This is a genomic window from Gordonia sp. NPDC058843, from assembly GCF_042743165.1.
Lineage (GTDB): Bacteria > Actinomycetota > Actinomycetes > Mycobacteriales > Mycobacteriaceae > Gordonia.
In genome coordinates this window covers 56,182-76,840 of record NZ_JBHYNC010000002.1, presented here as the reverse complement: position 1 = coordinate 76,840, position 20,659 = coordinate 56,182, and the positions used below count along the sequence as shown (strand labels likewise).

General features: G+C 65.9%; 20 protein-coding genes. 6 read left to right on the top strand and 14 right to left on the bottom strand.

The window, feature by feature from the left end; all coding sequences use genetic code 11:
- Window positions 1-70 precede the first annotated feature (70 nt).
- The 3 genes from ACFW3F_RS02120 to ACFW3F_RS02110 all read left to right on the top strand — a co-directional run bounded on the left by ACFW3F_RS02120 (window position 71) and on the right by ACFW3F_RS02110 (window position 2,874).
- Complete coding sequence (locus tag ACFW3F_RS02120) at window positions 71-640, top strand: TetR/AcrR family transcriptional regulator (protein WP_388053843.1); 570 nt, start codon at window positions 71-73, stop codon at window positions 638-640.
- Between the two features lie 116 nt (window positions 641-756).
- On the top strand, window positions 757-1,965 hold the full coding sequence (locus ACFW3F_RS02115) for an NADH:flavin oxidoreductase (protein ID WP_388053841.1): 1,209 nt from the start codon (window positions 757-759) through the stop codon (window positions 1,963-1,965).
- 132 nt (window positions 1,966-2,097) lie between these two features.
- Window positions 2,098-2,874, top strand: a complete 777-nt coding sequence (locus tag ACFW3F_RS02110; protein ID WP_388053839.1) for an IclR family transcriptional regulator — start codon at window positions 2,098-2,100, stop codon at window positions 2,872-2,874.
- Window positions 2,875-2,902: 28 nt separating this feature from the next.
- Here the strand turns inward: ACFW3F_RS02110 and ACFW3F_RS02105 are convergent, their stop codons facing one another.
- Window positions 2,903-3,526 carry a PadR family transcriptional regulator gene (locus tag ACFW3F_RS02105; RefSeq protein WP_388054151.1) on the bottom strand — a complete coding sequence of 208 codons (624 nt, stop codon included), beginning with the start codon at window positions 3,524-3,526 and terminating at the stop codon, window positions 2,903-2,905.
- A 196-nt stretch (window positions 3,527-3,722) separates the two neighbouring features.
- On the opposite strand from ACFW3F_RS02105, the gene ACFW3F_RS02100 reads away from it, so the two are divergent.
- Window positions 3,723-4,070: a hypothetical protein gene (locus ACFW3F_RS02100; RefSeq protein WP_354560692.1), complete on the top strand. Its 348-nt coding sequence runs from the start codon at window positions 3,723-3,725 to the stop codon at window positions 4,068-4,070.
- Window positions 4,063-4,761: a Dabb family protein gene (locus ACFW3F_RS02095; protein ID WP_388053837.1), complete on the top strand. Its 699-nt coding sequence runs from the start codon at window positions 4,063-4,065 to the stop codon at window positions 4,759-4,761. Before ACFW3F_RS02100 ends, ACFW3F_RS02095 begins: the two co-directional genes overlap by 8 nt.
- 67 nt (window positions 4,762-4,828) lie before the next feature.
- On the opposite strand, the gene ACFW3F_RS02090 is transcribed toward ACFW3F_RS02095, so the two are convergent.
- The 3 genes from ACFW3F_RS02090 to ACFW3F_RS02080 form a co-directional block, all read right to left on the bottom strand.
- Window positions 4,829-5,740, bottom strand: a complete 912-nt coding sequence (locus tag ACFW3F_RS02090; RefSeq protein WP_388053835.1) for an alpha/beta fold hydrolase — start codon at window positions 5,738-5,740, stop codon at window positions 4,829-4,831.
- A gap of 106 nt (window positions 5,741-5,846) precedes the next feature.
- Window positions 5,847-6,107 (bottom strand): hypothetical protein, encoded by a 261-nt coding sequence (locus ACFW3F_RS02085; RefSeq protein ID WP_388053833.1) that lies wholly within the window; start codon window positions 6,105-6,107, stop codon window positions 5,847-5,849.
- Between the two features lie 25 nt (window positions 6,108-6,132).
- The gene (locus ACFW3F_RS02080) at window positions 6,133-6,681 is read right to left on the bottom strand and encodes a flavin reductase family protein (protein WP_388053831.1); all 549 of its coding nucleotides are present in this window, start codon (window positions 6,679-6,681) and stop codon (window positions 6,133-6,135) included.
- Between the two features lie 287 nt (window positions 6,682-6,968).
- Between ACFW3F_RS02080 and ACFW3F_RS02075 the strand changes: the two genes are divergently transcribed.
- On the top strand, window positions 6,969-7,784 hold the full coding sequence (locus ACFW3F_RS02075; protein WP_388053829.1) for a mycofactocin-coupled SDR family oxidoreductase: 816 nt from the start codon (window positions 6,969-6,971) through the stop codon (window positions 7,782-7,784).
- 62 nt (window positions 7,785-7,846) lie between these two features.
- Here the strand turns inward: ACFW3F_RS02075 and ACFW3F_RS02070 are convergent, their stop codons facing one another.
- The 10 genes from ACFW3F_RS02070 to ACFW3F_RS02025 all read right to left on the bottom strand — a co-directional run bounded on the left by ACFW3F_RS02070 (window position 7,847) and on the right by ACFW3F_RS02025 (window position 20,656).
- Complete coding sequence (locus ACFW3F_RS02070) at window positions 7,847-9,544, bottom strand: 3-ketosteroid-delta-1-dehydrogenase (RefSeq protein WP_388053827.1); 1,698 nt, start codon at window positions 9,542-9,544, stop codon at window positions 7,847-7,849.
- Entirely contained in the window at window positions 9,541-11,547 is a 2,007-nt protein-coding gene (locus tag ACFW3F_RS02065) for a flavin-containing monooxygenase (RefSeq protein ID WP_388053825.1), read from the bottom strand. The genes ACFW3F_RS02070 and ACFW3F_RS02065 overlap by 4 nt, the downstream gene beginning before the upstream one ends.
- Window positions 11,544-12,428 (bottom strand): SDR family NAD(P)-dependent oxidoreductase, encoded by an 885-nt coding sequence (locus ACFW3F_RS02060; RefSeq protein ID WP_388053823.1) that lies wholly within the window; start codon window positions 12,426-12,428, stop codon window positions 11,544-11,546. The genes ACFW3F_RS02065 and ACFW3F_RS02060 overlap by 4 nt, the downstream gene beginning before the upstream one ends.
- 14 nt (window positions 12,429-12,442) lie before the next feature.
- A complete protein-coding gene (locus ACFW3F_RS02055; RefSeq protein ID WP_388053822.1) occupies window positions 12,443-13,345 on the bottom strand; it encodes an SDR family NAD(P)-dependent oxidoreductase in 903 nt (300 codons plus the stop codon).
- Between the two features lie 87 nt (window positions 13,346-13,432).
- The gene (locus ACFW3F_RS02050; protein WP_388053820.1) at window positions 13,433-14,410 is read right to left on the bottom strand and encodes an alpha/beta hydrolase; all 978 of its coding nucleotides are present in this window, start codon (window positions 14,408-14,410) and stop codon (window positions 13,433-13,435) included.
- 18 nt (window positions 14,411-14,428) lie between these two features.
- Window positions 14,429-16,030 (bottom strand): flavin-containing monooxygenase, encoded by a 1,602-nt coding sequence (locus ACFW3F_RS02045; protein WP_388053818.1) that lies wholly within the window; start codon window positions 16,028-16,030, stop codon window positions 14,429-14,431.
- A complete protein-coding gene (locus ACFW3F_RS02040) occupies window positions 16,027-16,986 on the bottom strand; it encodes a VOC family protein (RefSeq protein ID WP_388053816.1) in 960 nt (319 codons plus the stop codon). The genes ACFW3F_RS02045 and ACFW3F_RS02040 overlap by 4 nt, the downstream gene beginning before the upstream one ends.
- A gap of 26 nt (window positions 16,987-17,012) precedes the next feature.
- Window positions 17,013-18,197 carry an acyl-CoA dehydrogenase family protein gene (locus ACFW3F_RS02035; RefSeq protein WP_388053814.1) on the bottom strand — a complete coding sequence of 395 codons (1,185 nt, stop codon included), beginning with the start codon at window positions 18,195-18,197 and terminating at the stop codon, window positions 17,013-17,015.
- A gap of 38 nt (window positions 18,198-18,235) precedes the next feature.
- Window positions 18,236-19,426, bottom strand: coding sequence for a Rieske 2Fe-2S domain-containing protein (locus ACFW3F_RS02030; RefSeq protein ID WP_388053812.1), 1,191 nt, complete (start codon window positions 19,424-19,426; stop codon window positions 18,236-18,238).
- Between the two features lie 132 nt (window positions 19,427-19,558).
- On the bottom strand, window positions 19,559-20,656 hold the full coding sequence (locus ACFW3F_RS02025) for a 2Fe-2S iron-sulfur cluster-binding protein (RefSeq protein WP_388053810.1): 1,098 nt from the start codon (window positions 20,654-20,656) through the stop codon (window positions 19,559-19,561).
- Window positions 20,657-20,659: the final 3 nt, after the last annotated feature.

The window sequence follows — 20,659 nt, the reverse complement described above, 5'->3', positions numbered from 1 at the left end:
CGTGCCCCCTCTCGACGATCCGCCCGCGCCGCCCCCCGCCGTCGGCCGGCGCGGGCGCGGTCGACCGTCGGTGATCGATTCCGGAGCCGTCGCGGAAGCCGCGTTCCGGTTGTGGCGCGACCAGGGTTTCGCCGATACGAGCTGGGCCGACCTGGCCGACGCCACCGGAGTGAGCGCGCGGACGCTGCTGCGACACTTCCCTACCAAGGCCGACATCGCCTGGACCGGCGTCGCACAGGCCACCGTCCGGCTGCGAGACGCTCTCGAGAAGACTTCGGCCGCCGACTCGCTCGCCGATGCGATCCGCACCGGCGTCGTCAGCTCGGTGTCGCATCATCCCCGCGTGCAGCGCGTCAATCCGGCCTGGTTACGGCTGATCGCCGACGAGCCGGAGCTCTTCGCGATGGCACCCCGCGCTTATCGCCCCTGGATCGACGAACTCGCCGCCTTCATCGGCCGGCGGGTGCCGCACGCGCCGCCCGCGATCTGCCGCGCACTGGCGTCGACGTACCAGGCCGCCGCGTTCGCCGCCCTCACCGAATGGGCCGATTCCGGTGCCGACGGAGACTCCGCGGACGCGGTCGACGCGATGCTCGGCTGGATCGACATCCGCATCCCGGAGATCCCCGCCGACACCTGAGGCCGGGTCTCACGCGAGATCACACGGTCCGAACCGCCCGACACAACCGGTCCTGCACCAGGTGTGCACAGCCCCCTGCCTTTTCAGGACCAGTCCACCGAATCAAGGAGATCCCGATGCCCGACATCGCATCCCCCGTTCCCGCGACGACCACGCCGAATCCACTGGCCCCGGCCCGCCTGGGTCCGGTGTCGATGCGCAACCGCATCATCAAGTCGGCAACCTTTGAAGGCGTCACCCGCGACGCGTTGGTGACCGAGGAACTCATCGACTTCCATGTGGCCGTCGGCAAGGGTGGTGTCGGGATGACCACCGTCGCCTACCTCGCCGTCGCCCCGGAAGGGCGCACCGAGCGCGATCAGATCTACTGGCGGGCCGACGCCCTCCCCGGCCTCCGACGGCTCACCGACGCCGTGCATGCGACGGGCGCCAAGGTGTCGGCCCAGATCGGACACGCGGGACCGGTGGCCAACTCGCGGTCCAACGGACTGCCATCCATCGCCCCGTCGGCCCGGCCGAACCCGCTGGCAATGGGATTCGACCGTGCCGCCACCGAGGACGACATCGTCCGGGTCATCAAAGCGCACGGGGATGCCGCACGCATGGCCAAGGACGTCGGCTTCGACGCGATCGAGATCCATCTCGGCCACAACTACCTCGCGAGTTCCTTCCTCAGCCCGAACATCAACCGTCGCAGGGATTCCTGGGGTGGATCGCTGTCCAATCGCGCCCGGTTCGCCCGCCGGATCGTCGCCGAGGTCGGCGCGGCGGCCGCCGGTGAGGTCGCCGTCATCGCCAAGATGAACATGGCGGACGGCGTGCCGGGCGGGCTGTGGCTCGACGAATCACTCCGGTTCGCCCAGATGCTCGAGGCGGATGGACATCTCGACGCGATCGAATTGACCGGCGGGTCGTCGCTGCTGGACCCGATGTATCTCTTCCGTGGCGACGTGCCGGTTCGTGCAATGGCCGAGACTCAGTCGGGCATCGTCAAACTCGGAATGAAGATGTTCGGCCGATTCGTCTTCAAGCAGTACCCGTACGAACCGCTCTACTTCCGCGATCACGCGCGGCAGTTCCGCGAGGCGCTGACCATGCCTCTCGTGCTCCTCGGCGGGGTCACTGATCACGGCGGCATGACCACCGCGATGCGCGACGGCTTCGAGTATGTGGCCATGGCTCGCGCACTGTTGCGCGAGCCGGACCTGATCAATCGCATCCAGGAGGATCTGACCACGACCTCGCTGTGCATCCACTGCAACCTGTGCGCGGCGAGCATTTTCACCGGCACCAGATGTCCGCTGGTGGTCGTCGCCGGGGCGTGAATCCGGCCGCACCCGGGGCCGAATCTGCGCACGATTTCCGTGAGCCGTTTCACATTAGGTGCGCTCTGTGGCACACTTCCTAATAGAAATAGCCACGTCAGGGCGATGCAGCCCGGAAACAGGAGCGACGGCATGTCCATTCCGAACGAGATCGCCGACGACGCCCCGTCAGCACCGAGCGCAATTCTCGATCGGTTGTCGCTTGTCCTCGACGCCTTCGACGGCCGGGACCGACTGAGCCTCGCCGAGATCGTGCTCCGGACCGGCCTGCCGCGATCCTCGGCGCACCGGATGCTCGAGCGGCTCGTCGCCCTGCGGTGGCTGAGCCGAGACGGCCGCAACTACAGCCTCGGTATCCGGCTCGTCGAACTGGGATCGTTGGCCGTTCACCAGGACCGTGTGCACGCCGCGTCGACCGAACACCTCCAGCAGCTGTATCGGACAACCGGCATGGTGGTGCACCTGGCCGTCCTGGACGGTGACGATGTCGTCTACCTGGACAAGATCGGCGGCCGGTTGGCGCCCCTTGTGCCCACCCGGATCGGGGGTCGCCGGGACGCACGCCGCTCCGCGCTGGGACGAGCCTTGCTCGCCTACAGCGGGCACCGGATTCCCGGCGCCGATCTGATTCTCGAACATGGAATCGCTTTCGAGCGCAACGAATCCGTCAGCGGTTTCGGTTGCATAGCCGCGCCGATCGGACCGATCGGCGAGGCGACCACAGCAGTCTCGGTGTGTGGGCCCCTGCGCGATCTGACCTTCGATTCGACGATGATCAACCCGGTGCGCCTGACCGCCGGCGCCATCTGGCGCAGCATGTGCGACGGAACGCGGGTCACCCCTACCCTGCAGCGCCGCAACCTGATGCGGTCGATGCCCACCGCGGCACGAGTGCTCGCCGAGGGGTGATCGCTCCGCCGCCCCGCGGCGCGACCCGTCAGCCGGGTTGTACGGAGTCGCTCGTTCCCGAATCGGCCGGGACGTCGCGCCATGCGCCGGGATTCCTCGGGATCGGGAGTCCCCGATCGTCGTGGTCGGCGGCTGAGTCGAACCGCGCCGCGGCGGAATCGATCTCCGCCAACAACTCCTGCGCGAGCTCGATCTCGGACTGATAATAACGCTGCGCCCACCGCAGGCTCATCTGGGAGAAGGCCCAGCCCGGTTCGGCCTCGGAGTGTTCGGCGTGCAGCGCAGCCCGGTCCGCGGTCTCGCGGAGATTGGCGATGTGGGCACGCACAACGTGTTTGAGTTCCTCGGGCGTCTGCAGATGACCCATGTACAGACGTAACATCACCCCGTGTTTCAGCACGGGGATCTCGACGTCGGCCGAACGAGACCAGTTGCGCAGCGCCTCGAGACCGGTGTTGGTGATTCCGTAGACGCGCCGTCCCCGGACACCTTCGTCGGACACCTTGCGCGACACGACCAGCGACTGATCCTCGAGCTTCTTCAGTTCGGCATACACCTGACTCACCGACGGGCTCCAGTAGAAGAAGCCGATACTCCAGTCCGCCCACTTCTTGAGATCATTGCCGGTCAATTCCTCGCCGAACGACAACATGCCCAGCACCGCCCAGCTCGTCGCCGGCAGATTCGGATGGGGATCGTCGCTCACCAGCCGAGACTATCAACGGGCTGCCCGTGAAACGGCGTTTGCTTTCCCGATCATCGGGAGCGCGGCTCGCCCGATCCGCTCACCTCCCGGCTACCGGGAAATAGACCAGCAGGTTGTCACCGGCCCGATAGCGTGATCGTCCATGAGCGACCGAACCATCTTCGTTGTCGATCAGGTCGTCCTCAAACCCGGTGCGGCACGCGACTTCGTCGACGCCTACCTCGATGAATACGCACCTGCCGCCACGCGCCGGGGATTGACCTTGGATCGGATTGTCGTCAGCCCACCGGTCTGGCTCGACGACGCCAGCAACACCGTGACCGCGACCTGGTCGGTACAGGGACCACGCGATTGGTGGCAGACCATGGTCGCCGCCCGGCACGACCCTGCTCCCGCACAATGGTGGACCGACAAGGCGCCGATGATCGTCGAGCGCTCCCGTTCCATGGCGGCCGATGTAGGCGACGTGGAAGGACTCTGCGATGTATGAGATCACCCGGCTGATCCACCTGACCGACCCCGACGACCCACGGGCACTGGACGCGATAGTCGACCGTGTGACCGCGGCCGCCTCGGCGACAGGTGCGCGCAGGACCCTTGTGTCGCCGACGCTGGCCGGAGTCCGCAACGGCGGAGACCTCGTCGTCCACCTACAGTTCGATTCCGAGGAGGAGTGGCGGCGGGGCCGCGCCGATGTCGAGTGGGCGACTTCGGGAGCATCGGTCGCTCGCGTCAACTCGGTCGAATATCACGGTGCGAACACCCGCCTGGCCGGGGATTCGGGCCGGCGGCAGCACAGCGAGGACGGAATCGTCTATCGCACTCTGCTCCTGCGGGTTGACGAGACGGCATCGGACCAAGAGATCGACGAGTTCGAACGTACGCTCCTGCGGATGCCGCGGTTCGTCACCTCGATGCGGGCGTGGCAGCTCAGCCACGTGGCAGAGGCGGGCGGTGACTCACGGTGGACGCACGTCTGGGAGCAAGAGTTCGCCGACATCGACGGGCTGCTCGGCGAATACATGGACCACCCTATCCACTGGGCGTCGGTGGATGCATTCTTCGACCCCGAGAACCCACGATGCATCGTGAGAGAACGTGTCTGCCACAGTTTCTGCACCGCCGACGAACCCGTGGTGCCAACAGCTGAGCTGGCCGGTTCGGTGGATTCCGCGCGGTAGAACGTCGAGACGAGCAGCGCCCCACGGGAGGTCCCGTGGGGCGCTCGCTGTCCGGTGCCGGAGGCCATCAGCGCGTCAGGAACGCGAGAACCGCTGACTCCCATGCCTTCTGCTGCTCGATCATGACCCAGTGGCCACAGTTGGGAAAGATGTGAACCTCGCCGAAGGGCAGGGTCCGCATCGGGATGATCGACATGTCCACGGGGCTGACCCGATCGTCGCGCCCCCAGGTGATCAGGGTCGGCACCTGGAGCTTGCGCAGGTTTGCCCAGCCGGGTGTCGCGTCGGAGGTCCGCATCGCATCGGACATTCGTTGTAAGGCTGCCGTGCCGTACATCGCGCGCGAACTGGCCAGCGTGTCCGGGTCCGTCGCCTGCGCCCATCGCTCGTCGATCATCTCCTCGGTGATCAGCGAGCGGTCGTAGACCATCGAATTGAGCCAGGAGACCAACGATTCGCGGGTCGGGTTCTCGACGAACTCGCTGAGCCGGATGATGCCTTCGCCCGGTTGGGGGCCGTAGAGATTCGTCCCGGCACCGCCGACGGTAACCAGTCGCTCGACGCGAGCCGGATTATTCAACGCGAAGTCGGTTGCGATGAACCCGCCCATGGAGTTGCCGATCATGCGCACGCGGTCGAGGCCTAGCCCGTCGAGGAAGGCTGTCACCGCGGTCTGTGCGGACATCATCGGATGGGGAGTCCCGAAGCTGTCGCTGACCCCGAATCCCGGGAGCTCCAGCACGAATGTGCGGAACTGCGCGGCGAGCGCGGGGAGGTTCCCGCGGAAGTTCCGCCAGCCGGTGACTCCGGGACCCGATCCGTGGAGTAGGACAAGAGGCGGGCCGTCGCCGGCCTCGCGGTAGCGCAGAATACCGTGCTCGGTGGGCAGCTCGAGGAGTTCGGGTGTGGCCCGGGAATCTGCGCTCTGGGCGTCGGAGGTCGGGGTATCTGGGGTGCGGGTGTCTCCGTTGATCGTCATCTCACGAGCGTGCCACCGTCACCTCGAAACGATCGACACGGTTCCCGTTCACCGGCACACACCGGGAGCGGAGCGCTCGCGGACGATTCGAGGACGACGCCGGGCCTCAGTGCAACCGCGGAAGCTGTTCTGCCGTGGGCAGTTCCAGCACGGACTCGGTCAGTCGGTGGTCGACGACAGCCTGATCTATCGTCTGGCGCAGCTGCTCGCACTGGCGCGAATGCGATCCGAAGACGTCGGAATCCGCCAGCGCAGCGATGAAGGGACACTCCCGGGAATCGAAGGTCCATTCGACCGATGTGTGTGCCGCACTGAACTTCTCGACGCGCACGACCCGGTCGCAACCCCTGCAGTTCAACGGTGTCATCGTCACGGTGTTCCCCTGTTCTCCCTCAGCCCGCATGTGCCGCGGACAAGCGCCCGTACTGACCCCGGAAGAACAACAGCGGCGCCTGGTCGGAGGCGTGCAGGTGACGAACCCTGGCCACCACGATCGTGTGATCGCCCGCCTCGTGTTCGTTCTCGATCTCCGCTTCGATCCAGGCCAGGGTCCCGGTCAGCACCGGCGCGCCCGAGGGTGACGGGTCCCAGCTCAGGCCGCGGAACTTCTCGGTTCCACGCGCGGCCAACTGACGACAGATGTGCTCTTGCGACTCCGCGAGGATGTTGATGGTGAACCGTCCCGACGCTCGGACGAGAGGCCACGATGAGCTCGTCTGCGCGACGCAGAACGCGACCAGGGGCGGGTGCAGCGAGACGGAGGTGAACGAATTTGCGGCCAGACCGGTGGGCTCCCCGGTTGCCGGGTGCACGCCGGTCACCGCGACCACACCGGTCGCGAAGTGGCCGAGCACCCGACGCATGAGCTGCCCGTCGACCTCTGGCAGGCCCGCCCCGCCGTCGGTGTTCGTGCGTACCGCCTGATCCGGAACTGATGCCATCACATCCATCTCCTCGTCGACACCGCTGTGATGGCGACCATAGTTCCCGCGATCGTCATCCGCGCCCTGATTCCCGTTGGCCGGGACGGACAGGCGAGCCGCCGAGATCCCTCGACTCTCAAGCCCGTCCCACTGGTCAGGAACCCGTCTTGGCCCGACCTTCGCGCCCTCGTAGCTTTACCCGGAGCCCTCCTCTGCGGAGGACCGTCCCCGGGGACAAAAGTCCTGTCCGCCAGGGGAACAGAAACAACAATGAGCAGTCACGTGGTCGGGACCGAGAGGAAACAATGGGAACGCTCGATGGCAAAGTAGCCTTCATCACCGGCGCCGCACGAGGACAGGGCCGCAGTCACGCGATCAAACTCGCGAGCGAGGGCGCCGACATCATCGCGATCGACCTCTGCTCGCAGATCTCCACTGTCGAGTACGCGATGTCGACACCGGACGATCTGGACATCACGATCAAGGAGGTCGAGGCGGCCGGCGGCAAGATCGTGGCCTCGCAAGGCGACGTCCGTGACCCGGAGGCGGTCTCGTCGGCACTCGCACGCGGCGAGGAGACCCTCGGACGGCGCGTCGACATCGTGCTCGCGAACGCGGGCATCATGCCGCTGGGCGTCAACGTGAACACCCATGAGGCATTCCTCGACGTGATCGACGTCAACCTCAACGGCGTCCACAACACGGTCGAGGCAGCTGTGCCGAGCCTCCTCGAGAACCAGGGCGGGTCGATCGTGATCACCAGCTCCAGCCAGGGCCTCAAGGGCACCGGTGGCATGGGTGGGGTGAACGCGGCCTACACCGCCGCCAAGCACGGCGTGGTCGGCCTGATGCGCAACTACGCTAATTGGCTTGGCCCGCAGAACATCCGGGTCAACACCATCCACCCCACGGGTGTGGCCACCCCGATGATCCAGAATCCGATCATCGAACAGTTCTACAGCGATCCGAACGCCGACTTCGACGCGGTCCGCAACATCATGCCGGTACCGTTCATCGATCCGATCGACGTGTCCAACGCGATCGCCTTCCTGGTCAGCGACGCCGGCAAGTACATCACCGGTGTAACCTTCCCCGTCGACGCGGGCTTCAACGCGCGCTGACACTCTGCACACGAGACGGGCCCCGATGACTGGTCATCGGGGCCCTTCTCGGTGTTCAGTTGTCAGTGAGCAGCTTTCGCCGGATCCGGCAGCCTCCCGGCGGCCGCGAGGGCGGCGATGTACCCGTAGACGAGTCCCTGACCGATCGTCGCACCCGCACCGGGATAGGTGGCGCCGAATGCGTTGGCAGCCGAGTTGCCGATCGCGTACAGACCGTCGATCACCGAACCGTCCTCGCGTAGAACCCGTGCGCGGTCGTCGGCACGCAACCCACCACAGGTTCCCAGATCACTCAACACGACGCGGACCGCGTAGAGCGAATCACGATGCAAGGCGCGCAAATTGGGGTTCGGTGTGACTGTCGGGTCGCCGTAGTACCGATCGTATGCACTCGAACCCCGGCCAAACGCGTGGTCGACACCCACCTGGGCGGCGGTGTTGAACGAATCGAACGTGTCCACAAAGCGGGACTCGTCGACCCCCATACGCACCGCCAGATCGCGCGGATCGTCCGCGGCGACCGCGATACCCTCGTCATACCACTTCTGGGGCAGCGGTTGCCGGGGGAACAAGCCGCCCGCCATGACATAGCTGTTCCGGTACTTCTGATCGAACACGAGCCACATCTCGCCGACCGGATCCCCGGCACGCTCGCGTTCGAGCACGCGCTGTCCGAAACTCATGTAGTCCACCGCTTCGTTGATGAACCGGCGGCCCGAGGCGTCCACGATGAACGAACCCGGCAGGGACCTCTCGGCGAGCAGGACCGACGGCGACCCACCCGGGGCCGCCGCCACCGCGGGAAACCACCACGCCTGGTCCATCGACGCGAGGCCGGCTCCGAGCTCCTGGCCGATCTCGATGGCGTCGCCGGTGTTCGTCGTGGCCCCTAAGCTGACCCCGTCGATCAGCTGTTCGGACTGGAACTTGTGGCGCATCTCCATGTCGTGGTCGAATCCACCGGCGGCGAGGACAACACCTCTGCGGGCCCGCACAACGGTCTCGACACCGTTGCGTCGCACCACCGCACCCGTCACCCGGCCACCGTCGGAAAGCAGCCGGACCATCGGCGAGTCGGTCCACACCGGAATCCCGGCACGCACGACTCCGGCGAACAGACCCGCCGCCAGGGCTTGACCGCCGGCCACATACTCCTTCCTCAGAGCGAGTCCGCCGACGCCGATCGACAGCGCTTTGGCCACCCGCCACACCGCCTTGCGCGGCACCCTCGTCAGCAGGTTGAGCCACTTGTAGTCGGCACCGGTGACGGGCATGGGCAGCGGCGCTTCCATAAGACCCGGACGCAGTCGCGGTCGTTCGGACCCGAGCTGCGCCGCGTCGAACGGCTTGCATTCGCAGGTCCGACCGACCGCCGACCCACCCGGCAACTCCGGGTGGTAGTCCGAATAACCCGGTGCCCACATGAATTTCATGGGCGTTGTCCGCGAGAGCATGGCCACCGCCGCCGACCCGTGATCGAGGAAGGCGGTGCCGCGCTCGCGTGGCGCGGTGTCTCCGACGACCGAGGCCACATAGGTCGCGGCCACCTCGGTCGTGTCCTCGGGCTGCGCGCTCGTCAGCACCGGGTTGCCGGGGATCCAGAACGCCCCGCCCGAGCGGGCGGTCGAACCACCCACGTACTCCGACTTCTCGACGACCAGGGTGCTCAGACCCAGCTCGTGCGCGGCAAGCGCGGCGGCCATACCGGTACCGGCTCCGATGACCAGGAGGTCGACGGTGTGTGTCGAGGGTGCGCTCATCGGGCCGACTCCGCGGGCGCGCCGGTTCCGGAGACGAAGGTCATGTCCTCGGCATCCGGTTCACGCATCATCGTCCAGTAGTCGACCAGGCGCCACGGGCACGGCACGATGGCCCGTCCGCTGCTGTTGCGGTAGTAGCTGTTGACCGGCCCGCCGGTGTGCACCCAGACCGTCTCGTCGAGGGCCTTGTCGACCTCGGCGTTGTACTCCTCGAGCACTTCCTGCCGCACATCCATCGATGCGTAGTCGTGCTCCAGCAGATACTGGAGGCACTCCACCACGTAGTGGACCTGTTCCTCACTCGTGATGTTGTGTCCGGCCCCGTGATTGGGCGCCGAGTTCGGACCCGAGGTCACGAAGAGGTTCGGGAAGCCGGACACCTGGACGCCCTTGTACGCGCGCGGGTCCTCGCCGCCCTTCCAGACATCGGCGAGCTTCTCGCCGTTCCGTCCGACGATGTCGATCTTCGTCGTGAAGTCGAGCGTGAAACCGGTGGCCAAGATGATCACATCGGCCGGGATGAACTCGCCCGTGGTGGTGTGCACACCCTCGGGGGTCACCCGCTCGAACGAGGCGCGGTGTAACGACACATGGTCCCGCTTCAGTGCTGCATAGAAGCCGGGATCCTTGACGATCCGCTTGGCGTAGGGGCGGAAGTCCGGCGTCAACTTCTCGATGAGGTCGGGACGGTCCGGGAAGCTGTCCCGCAAATACTTCTGGGCGTTCTTCAGGACCATGTCGTTCTCGGCGGACGCGGAGAAGTGGCTGGCCGCCCACTCGGGGTCGACACGCGGCAAGCGGTAGAGGTTGTCCGAGGCGAACCAGTAGGAACGCAGGCGGAACCACTGGTTGTAGAACGGGAGATGTTCGAGCGCCCAGCGCTGTCCGGCAGGAACGTCGTGAACGACGGTGCGCTCGGGAACGATCCAGTGCGGGGTGCGGACGATCACGTCGAGGGCCGACACCTTGTCGACGATGCTCGCCACGACCTGGACCGACGTGCAACCGGTTCCCAGGACGATGACTCGCTTGCCGGTGACATCGAGGTCGGCATCCCACTCGGCGGTGTGGACGACGCGACCGTCGAAAGTGTCCAGGCCAGGCACGTCGGGGATGTTGGCGGAGTTCAGCATCCCCAGCGCCGAGATGACGGCCTTGGCCCGGTGATGCTCGACGGCGCCGGCGCGGTCGCGGGTCACGACCTCCCAGACCTGATCCTCCTCAGACCACGTCATGGACTGCACCGAGGTCTTCAGCCGAATATGTTCGCGGAGCTCATGCTTGGCGACCACGTCGAGCAGATACTGCTGGTATTCGGGGCCCGTCGGGTAGTACCGGGACCAGTTCGGGTTCAGTTCGAACGAATAGGAGTAGTAGTGGCTCGGCGTGTCGACGGCCGCGCCCGGGTAGGTGTTGCGGGTCCAGGTGCCGCCGATCTCGTCTCTGGATTCGAAGACCGTGTACGAGAAGCCCGCCTGGCCCAACTTGATCGCGGCGTTGATACCGGTGATACCGGCGCCGACGACGATCACCTCGAAGTCGGTCGGCGGCGTCGCGGTCACCGGCACATACCGCTCGTCGGTGACGAAACCGGCCTGTTCGCGCAGCAGCGGGATGAACTCCTCGTCGACCTCCTGCGAGGTGGCCACCCGGGCCATCGCGCTGAAGAGGTCGGGCGCAGGTACTTCCAGCTGCGCAACGAGATCGGAACCGGTGAGGATCTCCAGCGCCCGGGCCCGGACGTCGTCGACCACGTCCTGCGGATACTGCCCGGCAGGTAGGGCGCCCGGCGTCGGGGTGCCGTAGTGCGTTCCGGGACGGGAGTATTCGAGCCTGGCTCCGAACTCGTCGAGAAGTGCGGTGTCCCCGGTGAGATGGACGAGTGACATGAGCAGCGGCGCGGGGTCGCACTCGGTGAGGATCTCGCGGAGAGCGTCCGGATCGACACGGGCCCCGTCGGATGTTCCGTCGGATTGAACCCCTGCGGAGATGGTCTCGGTCATGATTTGCCTTCCGGGAGCGGCACACCCATGCGGGTGAGCATGTCTCGTGGGTCTGGTGGTGGGAGAAGGTCCAGGAGCTGGCGGCCACGACGATGGGCCGCCGCCGCGCACATCTCGTCGTCGGAGTGAATCCAGAACTCGCCCTCGGCGATCTGCTCGATCATGTGCTCGGCGGCATCGAGCGGATCGAGGCCCTTGGCCACGTTGTCGCGCTGCATGGCATCGAAGACCGCGTTGGCGGTCGGGTTGTCGGTCGGCGCCTCCCGCTGAGCCGCGAGGAAGATCTGACTTCGGACCGAGTGCGGGATGATCGCGCTCACTTGGATCGGGGCTCCCACGATCGACAGGTCCTGGTGCAGGCATTCGGTCATCGCCAGCACCGCGTGTTTGCTCACGATGTAGGGCCCCTGCACCGCAACCGCATTGAGTCCACCGACCGACGACATGTTGGCGATACACGCCGGCGATCCCGCCCCGAGCATCCGGGGGACGAAGGACCGGAGGCAGTAGAACACCCCGTCGACGTTGATCTGCATGAGTCGGCGCCAGCGTGCGTCGTCGATCTCCCAGAGCAGACCGGCCGATTCGATCCCCGCGTTGTTGATGAGCAGTTCGACGCTGCCGTGCCGGTCGAACACCGACTCGGCCAGCGCCTCGACCTCGTCGGGGTGACTGACGTCGACGCCCCGCCCTTCGGCCCGCCCACCGGCCGAGGAGATGTCGGCGGCCACCGCGGCAGCGCGATCGGCGTCGACGTCGGCGACGACCACCGTCATCCCGAGCGACGCCAGCCGGCGCGCGAGTCCCTCGCCGATACCCGCGGCCGCCCCGGTGACCACCGCCGTGCCGGTCGAAAAACGTTGTTGTGCAGCAGTACCCATCGTCGTGCTCACTCCTAGAGCCCGGTGGGGCGGATGTTGGGATTGCTCCACGACGGCGGCTCGCGGCGAGGTAACTCGTCGCGCCCGTCCAAGGTGCGGACAACAGTGTCGGTCGCCCACGGGTAGTGGAGACTGAACGCGATCAGTCCGGTTCGTTCCGCCGCGGGTGCCGTACACATCTCCAGCACGGTTTGCGCGAGGTATTCGACGGGTTCGGTCTCGTAACCGTCGGGCAGCAGTGCCGCCGCACCGGGCGTCCGGATGGCAGTCGACGGACCGACGGCATTGACCGCGATGTTGTCGTCGAGCAATTCTGCGGCGAGCCCCTGGGTGAACCGGTGCTGCGCCGCCTTCGTCGCCGCGTAGATGACGTCGCCAGAGGTCTTGTTGTAGTCACGGAAGGGTCGGATCGGACTCATGCCGGTGGACGACCCGATGTTGACGATCCAGCCGGCGCCACTCTTCCGCATGTGCGGTATCGCCTTCTGTGACAGCAGGAAAGGAACCTTCAGATAGTGCTCGACGGTGCGGTCGAAGGTCTCCTCGCTCATGTTCTCGATGCTGCTGTAGTCGGCGAACCCCGCATTGTTCACCAGGATGTCGATGCCGCCGGCGGCCTCTGCCACAGCATCGACGAGGCCGTCACGGTCCACCGGGTTCTCCAGGTCGGCCGGGATCGCGATGGCGGTGCCGCCCGCTTCCTCGATCGCCTGGACGGTCTCGGCCAGCGACCCGGCGAGCACGTGGTTCTCACCGTTGCGCACCGACGGTGACGGCTTGGACGACCGAGCTGTGACGACCACCGTCGCACCTTCCGACGCCAACCGGCGGGCGATCCCCCGGCCGATCCCGCGACTGCTGCCGGTGACCAGAGCGACCTTGCCCGTCAACCGCCGGCCCGCCACTTCTTGTGTCATGACCACCTCTACGCACTTCCTGTGTTCGACTTCACATCTCGCCCTATGCTCGGCGGTCCGCCGCGGTGGCGGGCCGTGCCGGTCCACTCAATGGGAGGGCTGGTTCGCTGTCTGCGCGAGGACGTCGCGCATCATCTGCCAGACTTTCTCCCGCGCAGGAGGTGTCAGCGACAACTGTGGAAAGGTCAAGAACCCGTGGAACAATCCGTCGAACCGGTGCTCGATGACCGGGACACCGGCCTCGCGCAGGCGGTGCGCATAGTCCTCTCCGGCCGAGCACGGCGGATCGAGTTCGGCCGTCGCCACCACCGCCGCCGGTAGCCCGGCGAGCGACGCCGCGCGCGTGGGAATGATCCGGGCGCTGTCACGCCCGTTCGGCGCGTACTGATCCCAGTACCATCGCATCGCCTTCGTGCTGTTGTAGTAACCGACTCCGTAGCGCCGATACGACTCGGTGTCGAGGTCGTCGTCGATGACCGGGTAGAGCAGGACCTGAGCGACGATCGCCGGGCCGCCCCGGTCGCGCGCAGCGATGCTCGCGGTAGCGACCAGGTTGCCGCCGGCGCTGTCGCCGGCGACCGCGATCCGGGCAGGGTCTCCTCCATAACCGGCGATGTTCTCGGCCGTCCAGCAGATCGCCCGGTACATGTCCTCCATCGCCGCCGGCGCCGGGTTCTCCGGCGCCAGACGGTAATCGACCGACACCACGACGGCGTCGACCTCGGCCGCCATAGCCCGGCAGAACTCGTCGTGGCTGTCGAGATCGCAGAACACGAAACCACCGCCATGCGCGAACACCACGACCGGCCGGGCATCATCTCGACGATCGTCGGAACGACCGTGCGGTACGTAGATTCGCACTCCGAGAAGGTCGCCATCGGGTCCGTCGATCGCGACGTCACGGGCGATCGCCATGTCGGGTTGTCGTGACAACGGCGCCCGCCGGGACACGATGATCTCACGCAGTTCGGCGGGATCGTGTTCGGTCACGTCCGGGAACCCGGCCTCCAGCGCCGACAGCATCGCCTCGACATCGGGATGTAGATCGGTCCTGCGTTCAGACATGCTGCAGCCCCTTCCTATTCACGAGATCGCGAAGCCCTTGTAACCGGCCTCCGCGACTTCGGCGCAGATTTTCCCGTAGTTGCCGAATCCACCGATGTAGGGCATGAACACGCGCGGCTTGCCCTCGATGTTCGCCCCCATGTACCACGAGTTCGCGGTGGGGAAGAGCGTCCCGGCAGCCTTGGCGTTACACTCCGCGACCCAACTGTCGACGGCTTCCTTCTCCGCCTCGATCGTCGCCGCGTTGTGTCCGTCGACATGGGCGATACACGCTGCGATCCAGTCGATGTGTTGCTCGGCGCCGAGCACCATGTTCGCCAGCACGCTCGGGCTTCCGGCACCGGTCACGAAGAACATGTTCGGGAACCCGTTGACGGCGAGACCGAGGTAGGTGCGCGGTCCGGCCGACCACTCCTCGACCATGGTCCGACCGGCCCGACCGCGAATGTCGATGCGGGACAGAGAACCGGTCATCGCGTCGAATCCGGTGGCGTAGACGAGCATGTCGAGCGGGTACTCCTGCTCGGTCGTACGCACCCCGCCGGAGGTGATCTCCTCGATCGGGGTGGCTCGCAGGTTCACCAGGGTCACGTTGTCGCGGTTGTAGGTCTCGCAGTAGCCGCTGTCGGTGACGATCCGTTTGGTTCCGATGGGATGATCGGTGGGGATGAGCAGGTCGGCGACCGCCGGGTCCTTGACGATCTCCCGGATCTTCGCCTCGACGTACTCACGGGCGGTGTCGTTGGCCTCCCGGCTGATCGTCTGGTCCGGGAACGCCTTGGCGAACAGATAACCGCCGCGATGCCACCACTCGTCGTAGACGCGTTTGCGTTCGGCGTCGTCGACCTCCATCGCGCCCTTCGGGTACGGGGCGTTCGGGGTGCCGCCGCCACTCTCCCGGGACAACCGCCTGCGCTCGGCGTAATTCGCCTTGACGTCGGCGATCATGTCGTCCGTGAGTGGCCGATTGCCGGCGGGGATCGAATAGTTCGGGCTGCGCTGGAAGACCACCACCCGCTTCGCCGTCTCGGCGATCACCGGGATCGACTGGATACCCGACGACCCGGTGCCGATGACACCGACACGTTTGCCGGTGAAAACGACTTCGTGGTGCGGCCATTCGCCGGTGTGGTAGTTCTCGCCCTCGAAAAGGTCTCGTCCGGGGATGTCGGGCCGGTTGGTCGCGGAGAGCACCCCGGTCGCCATGACGACGAAGCGCGCCCTCGTGGTCAGGCCGGTGTCGGTGGAGATCGTCCACCGGGCGGAGTCCTCGTCGTACACGGTCGAGGTGACCCGGGTGAGGAAGTCGTAGTGCTTGCGCAGATCGAACCGGTCGGCGACGTGTTCGAGGTACGCCAGGATCTCGGACTGCGTGGCGAATCGTTCCGACCAGGTCCACTCCTGCTGCAGATCGTCGTCGAACGAGTACGAATAATCGATGCTCTCGACGTCACACCGCGCGCCCGGATAGCGATTGTGATACCACGTCCCGCCCACGCCCTCGGCGGACTCGAACCCGTGGACGGTCAGGCCCTGTGCGCGGAGCTTGTACACCGCGTAGAGACCGGAGAGTCCCGCGCCGATGACCACCACATCGTGATCGAAGTCCCTGATCGTCACGATGCCACTTCCTCCTCTTGGGCCACTTCCTCGTCCTGGGCCGCTCTGCGTGCCGCCGTCTTCGCCTCGCGCGCCCACATCCACTCATGACCCCAGTAGCTGTCTGCGGTGATCTCTTCTGCGGTGTAGTAACTCTCGTCGACGAGCTTCCCGCCGGTGCCGTACTCGATGTCCCAACCACCCGGAACGCGAACGTAGAAGGACACCATCTTGTCGTTGGTGTGCCGCCCGAGCGTCGAGGACACCGGGAAGTCGCGCGACATCACCTGGTCGTACGCGCGCCCGACGGCGTCGAGTTCGTCCACCTCCACCATGACGTGGATCAGACCGGGATCACGGCCCTCGAGACTCGGCATGATCGCCAGGCTGTGATGGCGCTGATTGATGCCGAGGAAGCGAATGCGCAACGGGCCGGCGCCGGGGGGCGACGGCATCCGGAAAGCGCCGCGCGGAAGGAAACCCAGCGTCTCGGTGTAGAAGAGGTAGGACTCGTCGAAGTTCGTGGTCGGCATGACCACGTGCCCCAGACCCTGCTGGCCCGTCACAAATTTCTGACCGTATTTCGTGATCACCGGGCTGTGATCGAGAGCAGGCCCGTGGAACATCTCCAGCGGCGTGCCGCCCGGATCCTTCAACGAGATGCCGGCTTCGATCTTGCGGGCGTCACAGAGGTCCTGCGACATCGGCGCGTACTCGATGCCCTCGGCGTCGAGCGTGGACATCAACCGCTGCAGGGAGAGATGGTCACGGACCTCCCAACCCACCGCACTGACACGGTTGACATCGGCGTGCTCGACGGTGATCCGCGACGGCCGCTCGTCCATCCGGAAGTGCAGCGCGTCCTTCTCAGGACCCGAGCCGGGCGCGAAACCCAGTACGTCGTATCCCAATTCTCGCCAGCGATCGATACCGGTGGCCAACACCCGCACGTACCCCAGGCCTTTGATCTCAGTCATAACGTCCTGTCCTCGACTCGTCCGGCTCAGATCAGAACTCGAAGCGGTCCGGCAGGGACCTCGACTCCGAGCGACGACAACGCCGATGCGTGATATGTCGTGCTCGTCACATGAATCGCATGGTGCAGACCAGCGTGGGCGTCGCGCCAGAAACGCTGTAGCGGATTGTCCATCCGAAGAGCGTTTCCGCCGGAACGATCGAACACGTCATCTGCGGCCCGCACGGCACGCCATGCCGAGCGAACCTGGTTGCGGCGCACGGCTGCCCGGGTCTCGAAGTCGACGTTCCGCCCGGAATCGACGAGGTCCCAGACCCGATCGACGTTGCTCAACAGCTGTTGCCGGGCCGCATCGATCTCCGCGGCGGCTTCACCCAATGCGTGCAGGACGTAGGGGTCATCTTTGATCTTGGTGCCGTTTGCGTTCACTCGCTCGCGCTGGTAGTCGACTCCGGCGGCGAGCACGCCCTCGCAGATACCGATGGTCGCCGAGGTGATACCGAGTGGGAACATCGTCGACCACGGCATCTTGTACAGGGTCTCGGTGACGCCGTATTCCTTGGCCGCGGTGCCGTCGATGACTTCCTGCGACTTCATCACCCGGTAGTCCGGGATGAAGGCATCGGTCACCACGATGTCCTTGCTGCCGGTGCCGCGCAGACCGACGACGTCCCACGAGTCGTCGATGATCTCGTAGTCCGACCGCGGCAGGATGACGTGCAACCCGGTCGGGGGCATCAGGGGCTTGCCGTCGTCACCACCAACCATGGCGCCCAGGAAGATCCAGTCACAGTGGTCGGTTCCCGACGAGAACTGCCACCGGCCGGTCATGCGGTACCCGCCCTCGACCGGGATCGCGACGCCACCGGGCATGTACGGAGACGCCTGCCAGGTGTCGGAATCGCCGCCGAGGACCTCGTCCTGGACCTTCGGGTCGGCGAAAGCCAGCTGCCAGGGGTGCACACCGACGATGCCGCCGACCCAGCCGGCGGAGCCGTAGATGCTTCCCGTCTTCATCACGGTCTCGGCGAATTCTCTCGGATGGGCTTCGTACCCGTCGTATCTCTTGCGCTGCAGGAGCCGGATGATCCCGGACCGCTTGAGACCCTTGGCGACATCGTCGGACAGGCGGCCGAGTTTCTCCGACTCCTCGGCGCCGGAACGCAATTCGTCAGCTCCGTCGATGATCTTGTCGAGGACTTCGTAGCTCATGGTGTTCTCCTGGTGGGTGTCTTGTCGACCGCAGGCGGTCAGGATGTCGACTCGGCGGAGGCGGACGTCAGGTTCGGCGCGAACGCGCTGCGCCCGGCTGCGAGATTGTCGTCCACCTCTGCCTGCCACGACTGCAGCGCGCGCTCGGTGTCGATCTCGTACTCGAAGCGGTTGACCATCTCCGGGGCCACGTCGTCGACGTCGACATAGAACTGCTCGTACCAGCGGCGGAGCTGGTAGACCGGACCGTCCTCCTCGCAGAGGAGCGGATTGTCGATCCGCGACTTGTTCTTCCAGATGTGCACGTCTTGCTCGAAGCCGATGGCGACACCCTTGGCCACCGCCTGGGCGATCTGCTCCGCCTGCTCGTCGGCGAGTCCGGCGGGCTTCTCGACGATGACGCCGTACTGAAGCCGGAACGAGGTCGCCGAGATCGGGTAGTGACAGTTGATGAGGTAGATGTTCGGCCCATCCTCGTGGTCCCGGCCGCCGCTCCACAGCTTGTCGATCATGTAGGACGGCCCGTAATAGGTAGCGTCCGACTGGCTTTCGGTGCTGTAGTTCGTGCTCTGACTGACCCCCGCCGCATCCGGACGTGGCCGTGTCCGCATCGACTGCGTCGCCGTGTGTCCCTCGAACACATTCCGGAAGTACGTCGGCATTCCGTAGTGGACGTAGAAGAAGTGCGCCATGTCGACGACGTTGTCGACGATCTCGCGACAGTGCGACCCGGTGACCTCGATCGAGTTCCAGACCCAGTCCGTCCACCCCGGATCGCCAAAGGTCGGGATCTCGGGGATCGCGAGCTCGGCCGGTGGCTTGCTGTTCTGTGGATCGTGCCAGACGAACAGCTGTCCGCTGACCACCGAGGTGTGCCAGGACCGGGTCCGGGCGATCGGCGGGACTCGCTTGGCGTACGGGATGGCCGCACACTTGCCGTCGCCGCGCCACCGCCAGTCGTGGAACGGGCAGGCGATGGTGTTGCCCTTGATGGTGCCCTGCGCCAGGTTTCCACCCATATGCCGGCAGAACGCATCGAGGACATTGATCGTGCCGTCTTCGCCTGCGAACACGACGAGTTCGGTACCGAACGCGGAGACCTGGTGAGGCTGGCCGTCGGCGAAGTCACGCACCAACCCGAGGCAGTGCCAGCCGCGCGCGAATCGCTCCGGCGGCGCTCCGACATCGATGACCCTTACCTCGTCGTTGATTTCGGTGGTGGAACTCACTGGGCCTCCTGATCGGATTCTCGCGACATCCGTCGCTGCATCGCGGTGTGCTCAGCTTGGCAACGGAAGGCCCACTTGTGACGTGCGTCTCCCATCGAATGGGAAGCCGATTCAGAACCCGGGCGGCCGGTTTCAGTATTCGATCTCGATGGCGTCGCTGACCGGCTCGGCCTGACACGCGAGGACATACCCCTCCGCCACGTCTTCTTCGGCCAGGATTTCGTTGTGCGCCATGGTCACCTCCCCCGATTTCAGGACGCATACACACGCGCTGCAGGCGCCCTCCCGACACGAGTAGGGCGCGTCCAGGCCGGCCGCGAGCAGCGCGTCGAGCAGCTTCTGCCGTGCCTTCCATTCGACCGTGCGCCGCTCGCCGTCGAGATCCACCTCGACCGCGCAGACAACCTCACCGGCGTCGGAGCCGGTGGTCTCGTACGACTCGACGTTGTCGAACGGATTGCCGTGCAACGACAGGAATCGCTCGGTGTGGACGTGGTCATGTGAGAAGCCGACCTCCGCACACACGTCCACGGTGAGATCCATCAGCGGGGTGGGTCCACAGACGTAGACGTTGCGATCGGTCATCGGCCGCAACAACGCAGACAGCCCCTCCCGGGTCGGGTATCCCTGGACCGACTCCAGTATGTGGACCACGGTCAGTCGCGTGGCGAACCGCTCGGTCAGCGAACGAAGTTCGGCAGCGAAGATCACCGACTCCTCGTCGCGATTCGCGTAGACGAGGAAGACGTGACCGGTACCGCTGACGAGCAGCGACTTGGCAATGGAGATGACAGGCGTGATGCCACTGCCGCCGGCGACCAGCACCACCGGCCCCGTCAGCGAGCGCGGACCGAAGGTGCCTGCGGGCGGAAGGACCTCGAGCTCGTCCCCCACTCCGACGGTGTCACAGATCCAGTTCGAGCCGTGTCCGCCGAGGACCCGCTTCACCGTGAATTTCACGTCGGTGTCCGCTTGCGGCGAACTCGCCAGCGAGTAGCACCGTGCACTGCCCGTACCGACGTCGGGTATCCGAACCGTCAGGAATTGACCGGGGGCATACTCGAATTCGGCGGCGTCCTCGGGCCGGGGACGCACCACGATCGACCGGGCGTCGGCGGTCTCGTCGATGACACCGACCACGCGGACACGTCGGCCACGACCTCCTTCGGCGGTCGCTCCGACTGCCGGCAGCGTCACCACATCGGCGTCGGCGATCGCATCGCTGGACATGAG

Coding starts and splice junctions, on each gene's coding strand:
- ACFW3F_RS02100 (WP_354560692.1), top strand. CDS start 3,723: ATGAGCGACCGAACCATCTTCGTTGTCGATCAGGTCGTCCTCAAACCC.
- ACFW3F_RS02115 (WP_388053841.1), top strand. CDS start 757: ATGCCCGACATCGCATCCCCCGTTCCCGCGACGACCACGCCGAATCCA.
- ACFW3F_RS02075 (WP_388053829.1), top strand. CDS start 6,969: ATGGGAACGCTCGATGGCAAAGTAGCCTTCATCACCGGCGCCGCACGA.
- ACFW3F_RS02110 (WP_388053839.1), top strand. CDS start 2,098: ATGTCCATTCCGAACGAGATCGCCGACGACGCCCCGTCAGCACCGAGC.
- ACFW3F_RS02025 (WP_388053810.1), bottom strand. CDS start 20,656: ATGTCCAGCGATGCGATCGCCGACGCCGATGTGGTGACGCTGCCGGCA.
- ACFW3F_RS02055 (WP_388053822.1), bottom strand. CDS start 13,345: ATGACACAAGAAGTGGCGGGCCGGCGGTTGACGGGCAAGGTCGCTCTG.
- ACFW3F_RS02035 (WP_388053814.1), bottom strand. CDS start 18,197: ATGAGCTACGAAGTCCTCGACAAGATCATCGACGGAGCTGACGAATTG.
- ACFW3F_RS02105 (WP_388054151.1), bottom strand. CDS start 3,526: ATGTTGTCGTTCGGCGAGGAATTGACCGGCAATGATCTCAAGAAGTGG.
- ACFW3F_RS02090 (WP_388053835.1), bottom strand. CDS start 5,740: ATGACGATCAACGGAGACACCCGCACCCCAGATACCCCGACCTCCGAC.
- ACFW3F_RS02040 (WP_388053816.1), bottom strand. CDS start 16,986: ATGACTGAGATCAAAGGCCTGGGGTACGTGCGGGTGTTGGCCACCGGT.
- ACFW3F_RS02070 (WP_388053827.1), bottom strand. CDS start 9,544: ATGAGCGCACCCTCGACACACACCGTCGACCTCCTGGTCATCGGAGCC.
- ACFW3F_RS02050 (WP_388053820.1), bottom strand. CDS start 14,410: ATGTCTGAACGCAGGACCGATCTACATCCCGATGTCGAGGCGATGCTG.
- ACFW3F_RS02080 (WP_388053831.1), bottom strand. CDS start 6,681: ATGGCATCAGTTCCGGATCAGGCGGTACGCACGAACACCGACGGCGGG.
- ACFW3F_RS02060 (WP_388053823.1), bottom strand. CDS start 12,428: ATGGGTACTGCTGCACAACAACGTTTTTCGACCGGCACGGCGGTGGTC.
- ACFW3F_RS02095 (WP_388053837.1), top strand. CDS start 4,063: ATGTATGAGATCACCCGGCTGATCCACCTGACCGACCCCGACGACCCA.
- ACFW3F_RS02085 (WP_388053833.1), bottom strand. CDS start 6,107: ATGACACCGTTGAACTGCAGGGGTTGCGACCGGGTCGTGCGCGTCGAG.
- ACFW3F_RS02065 (WP_388053825.1), bottom strand. CDS start 11,547: ATGACCGAGACCATCTCCGCAGGGGTTCAATCCGACGGAACATCCGAC.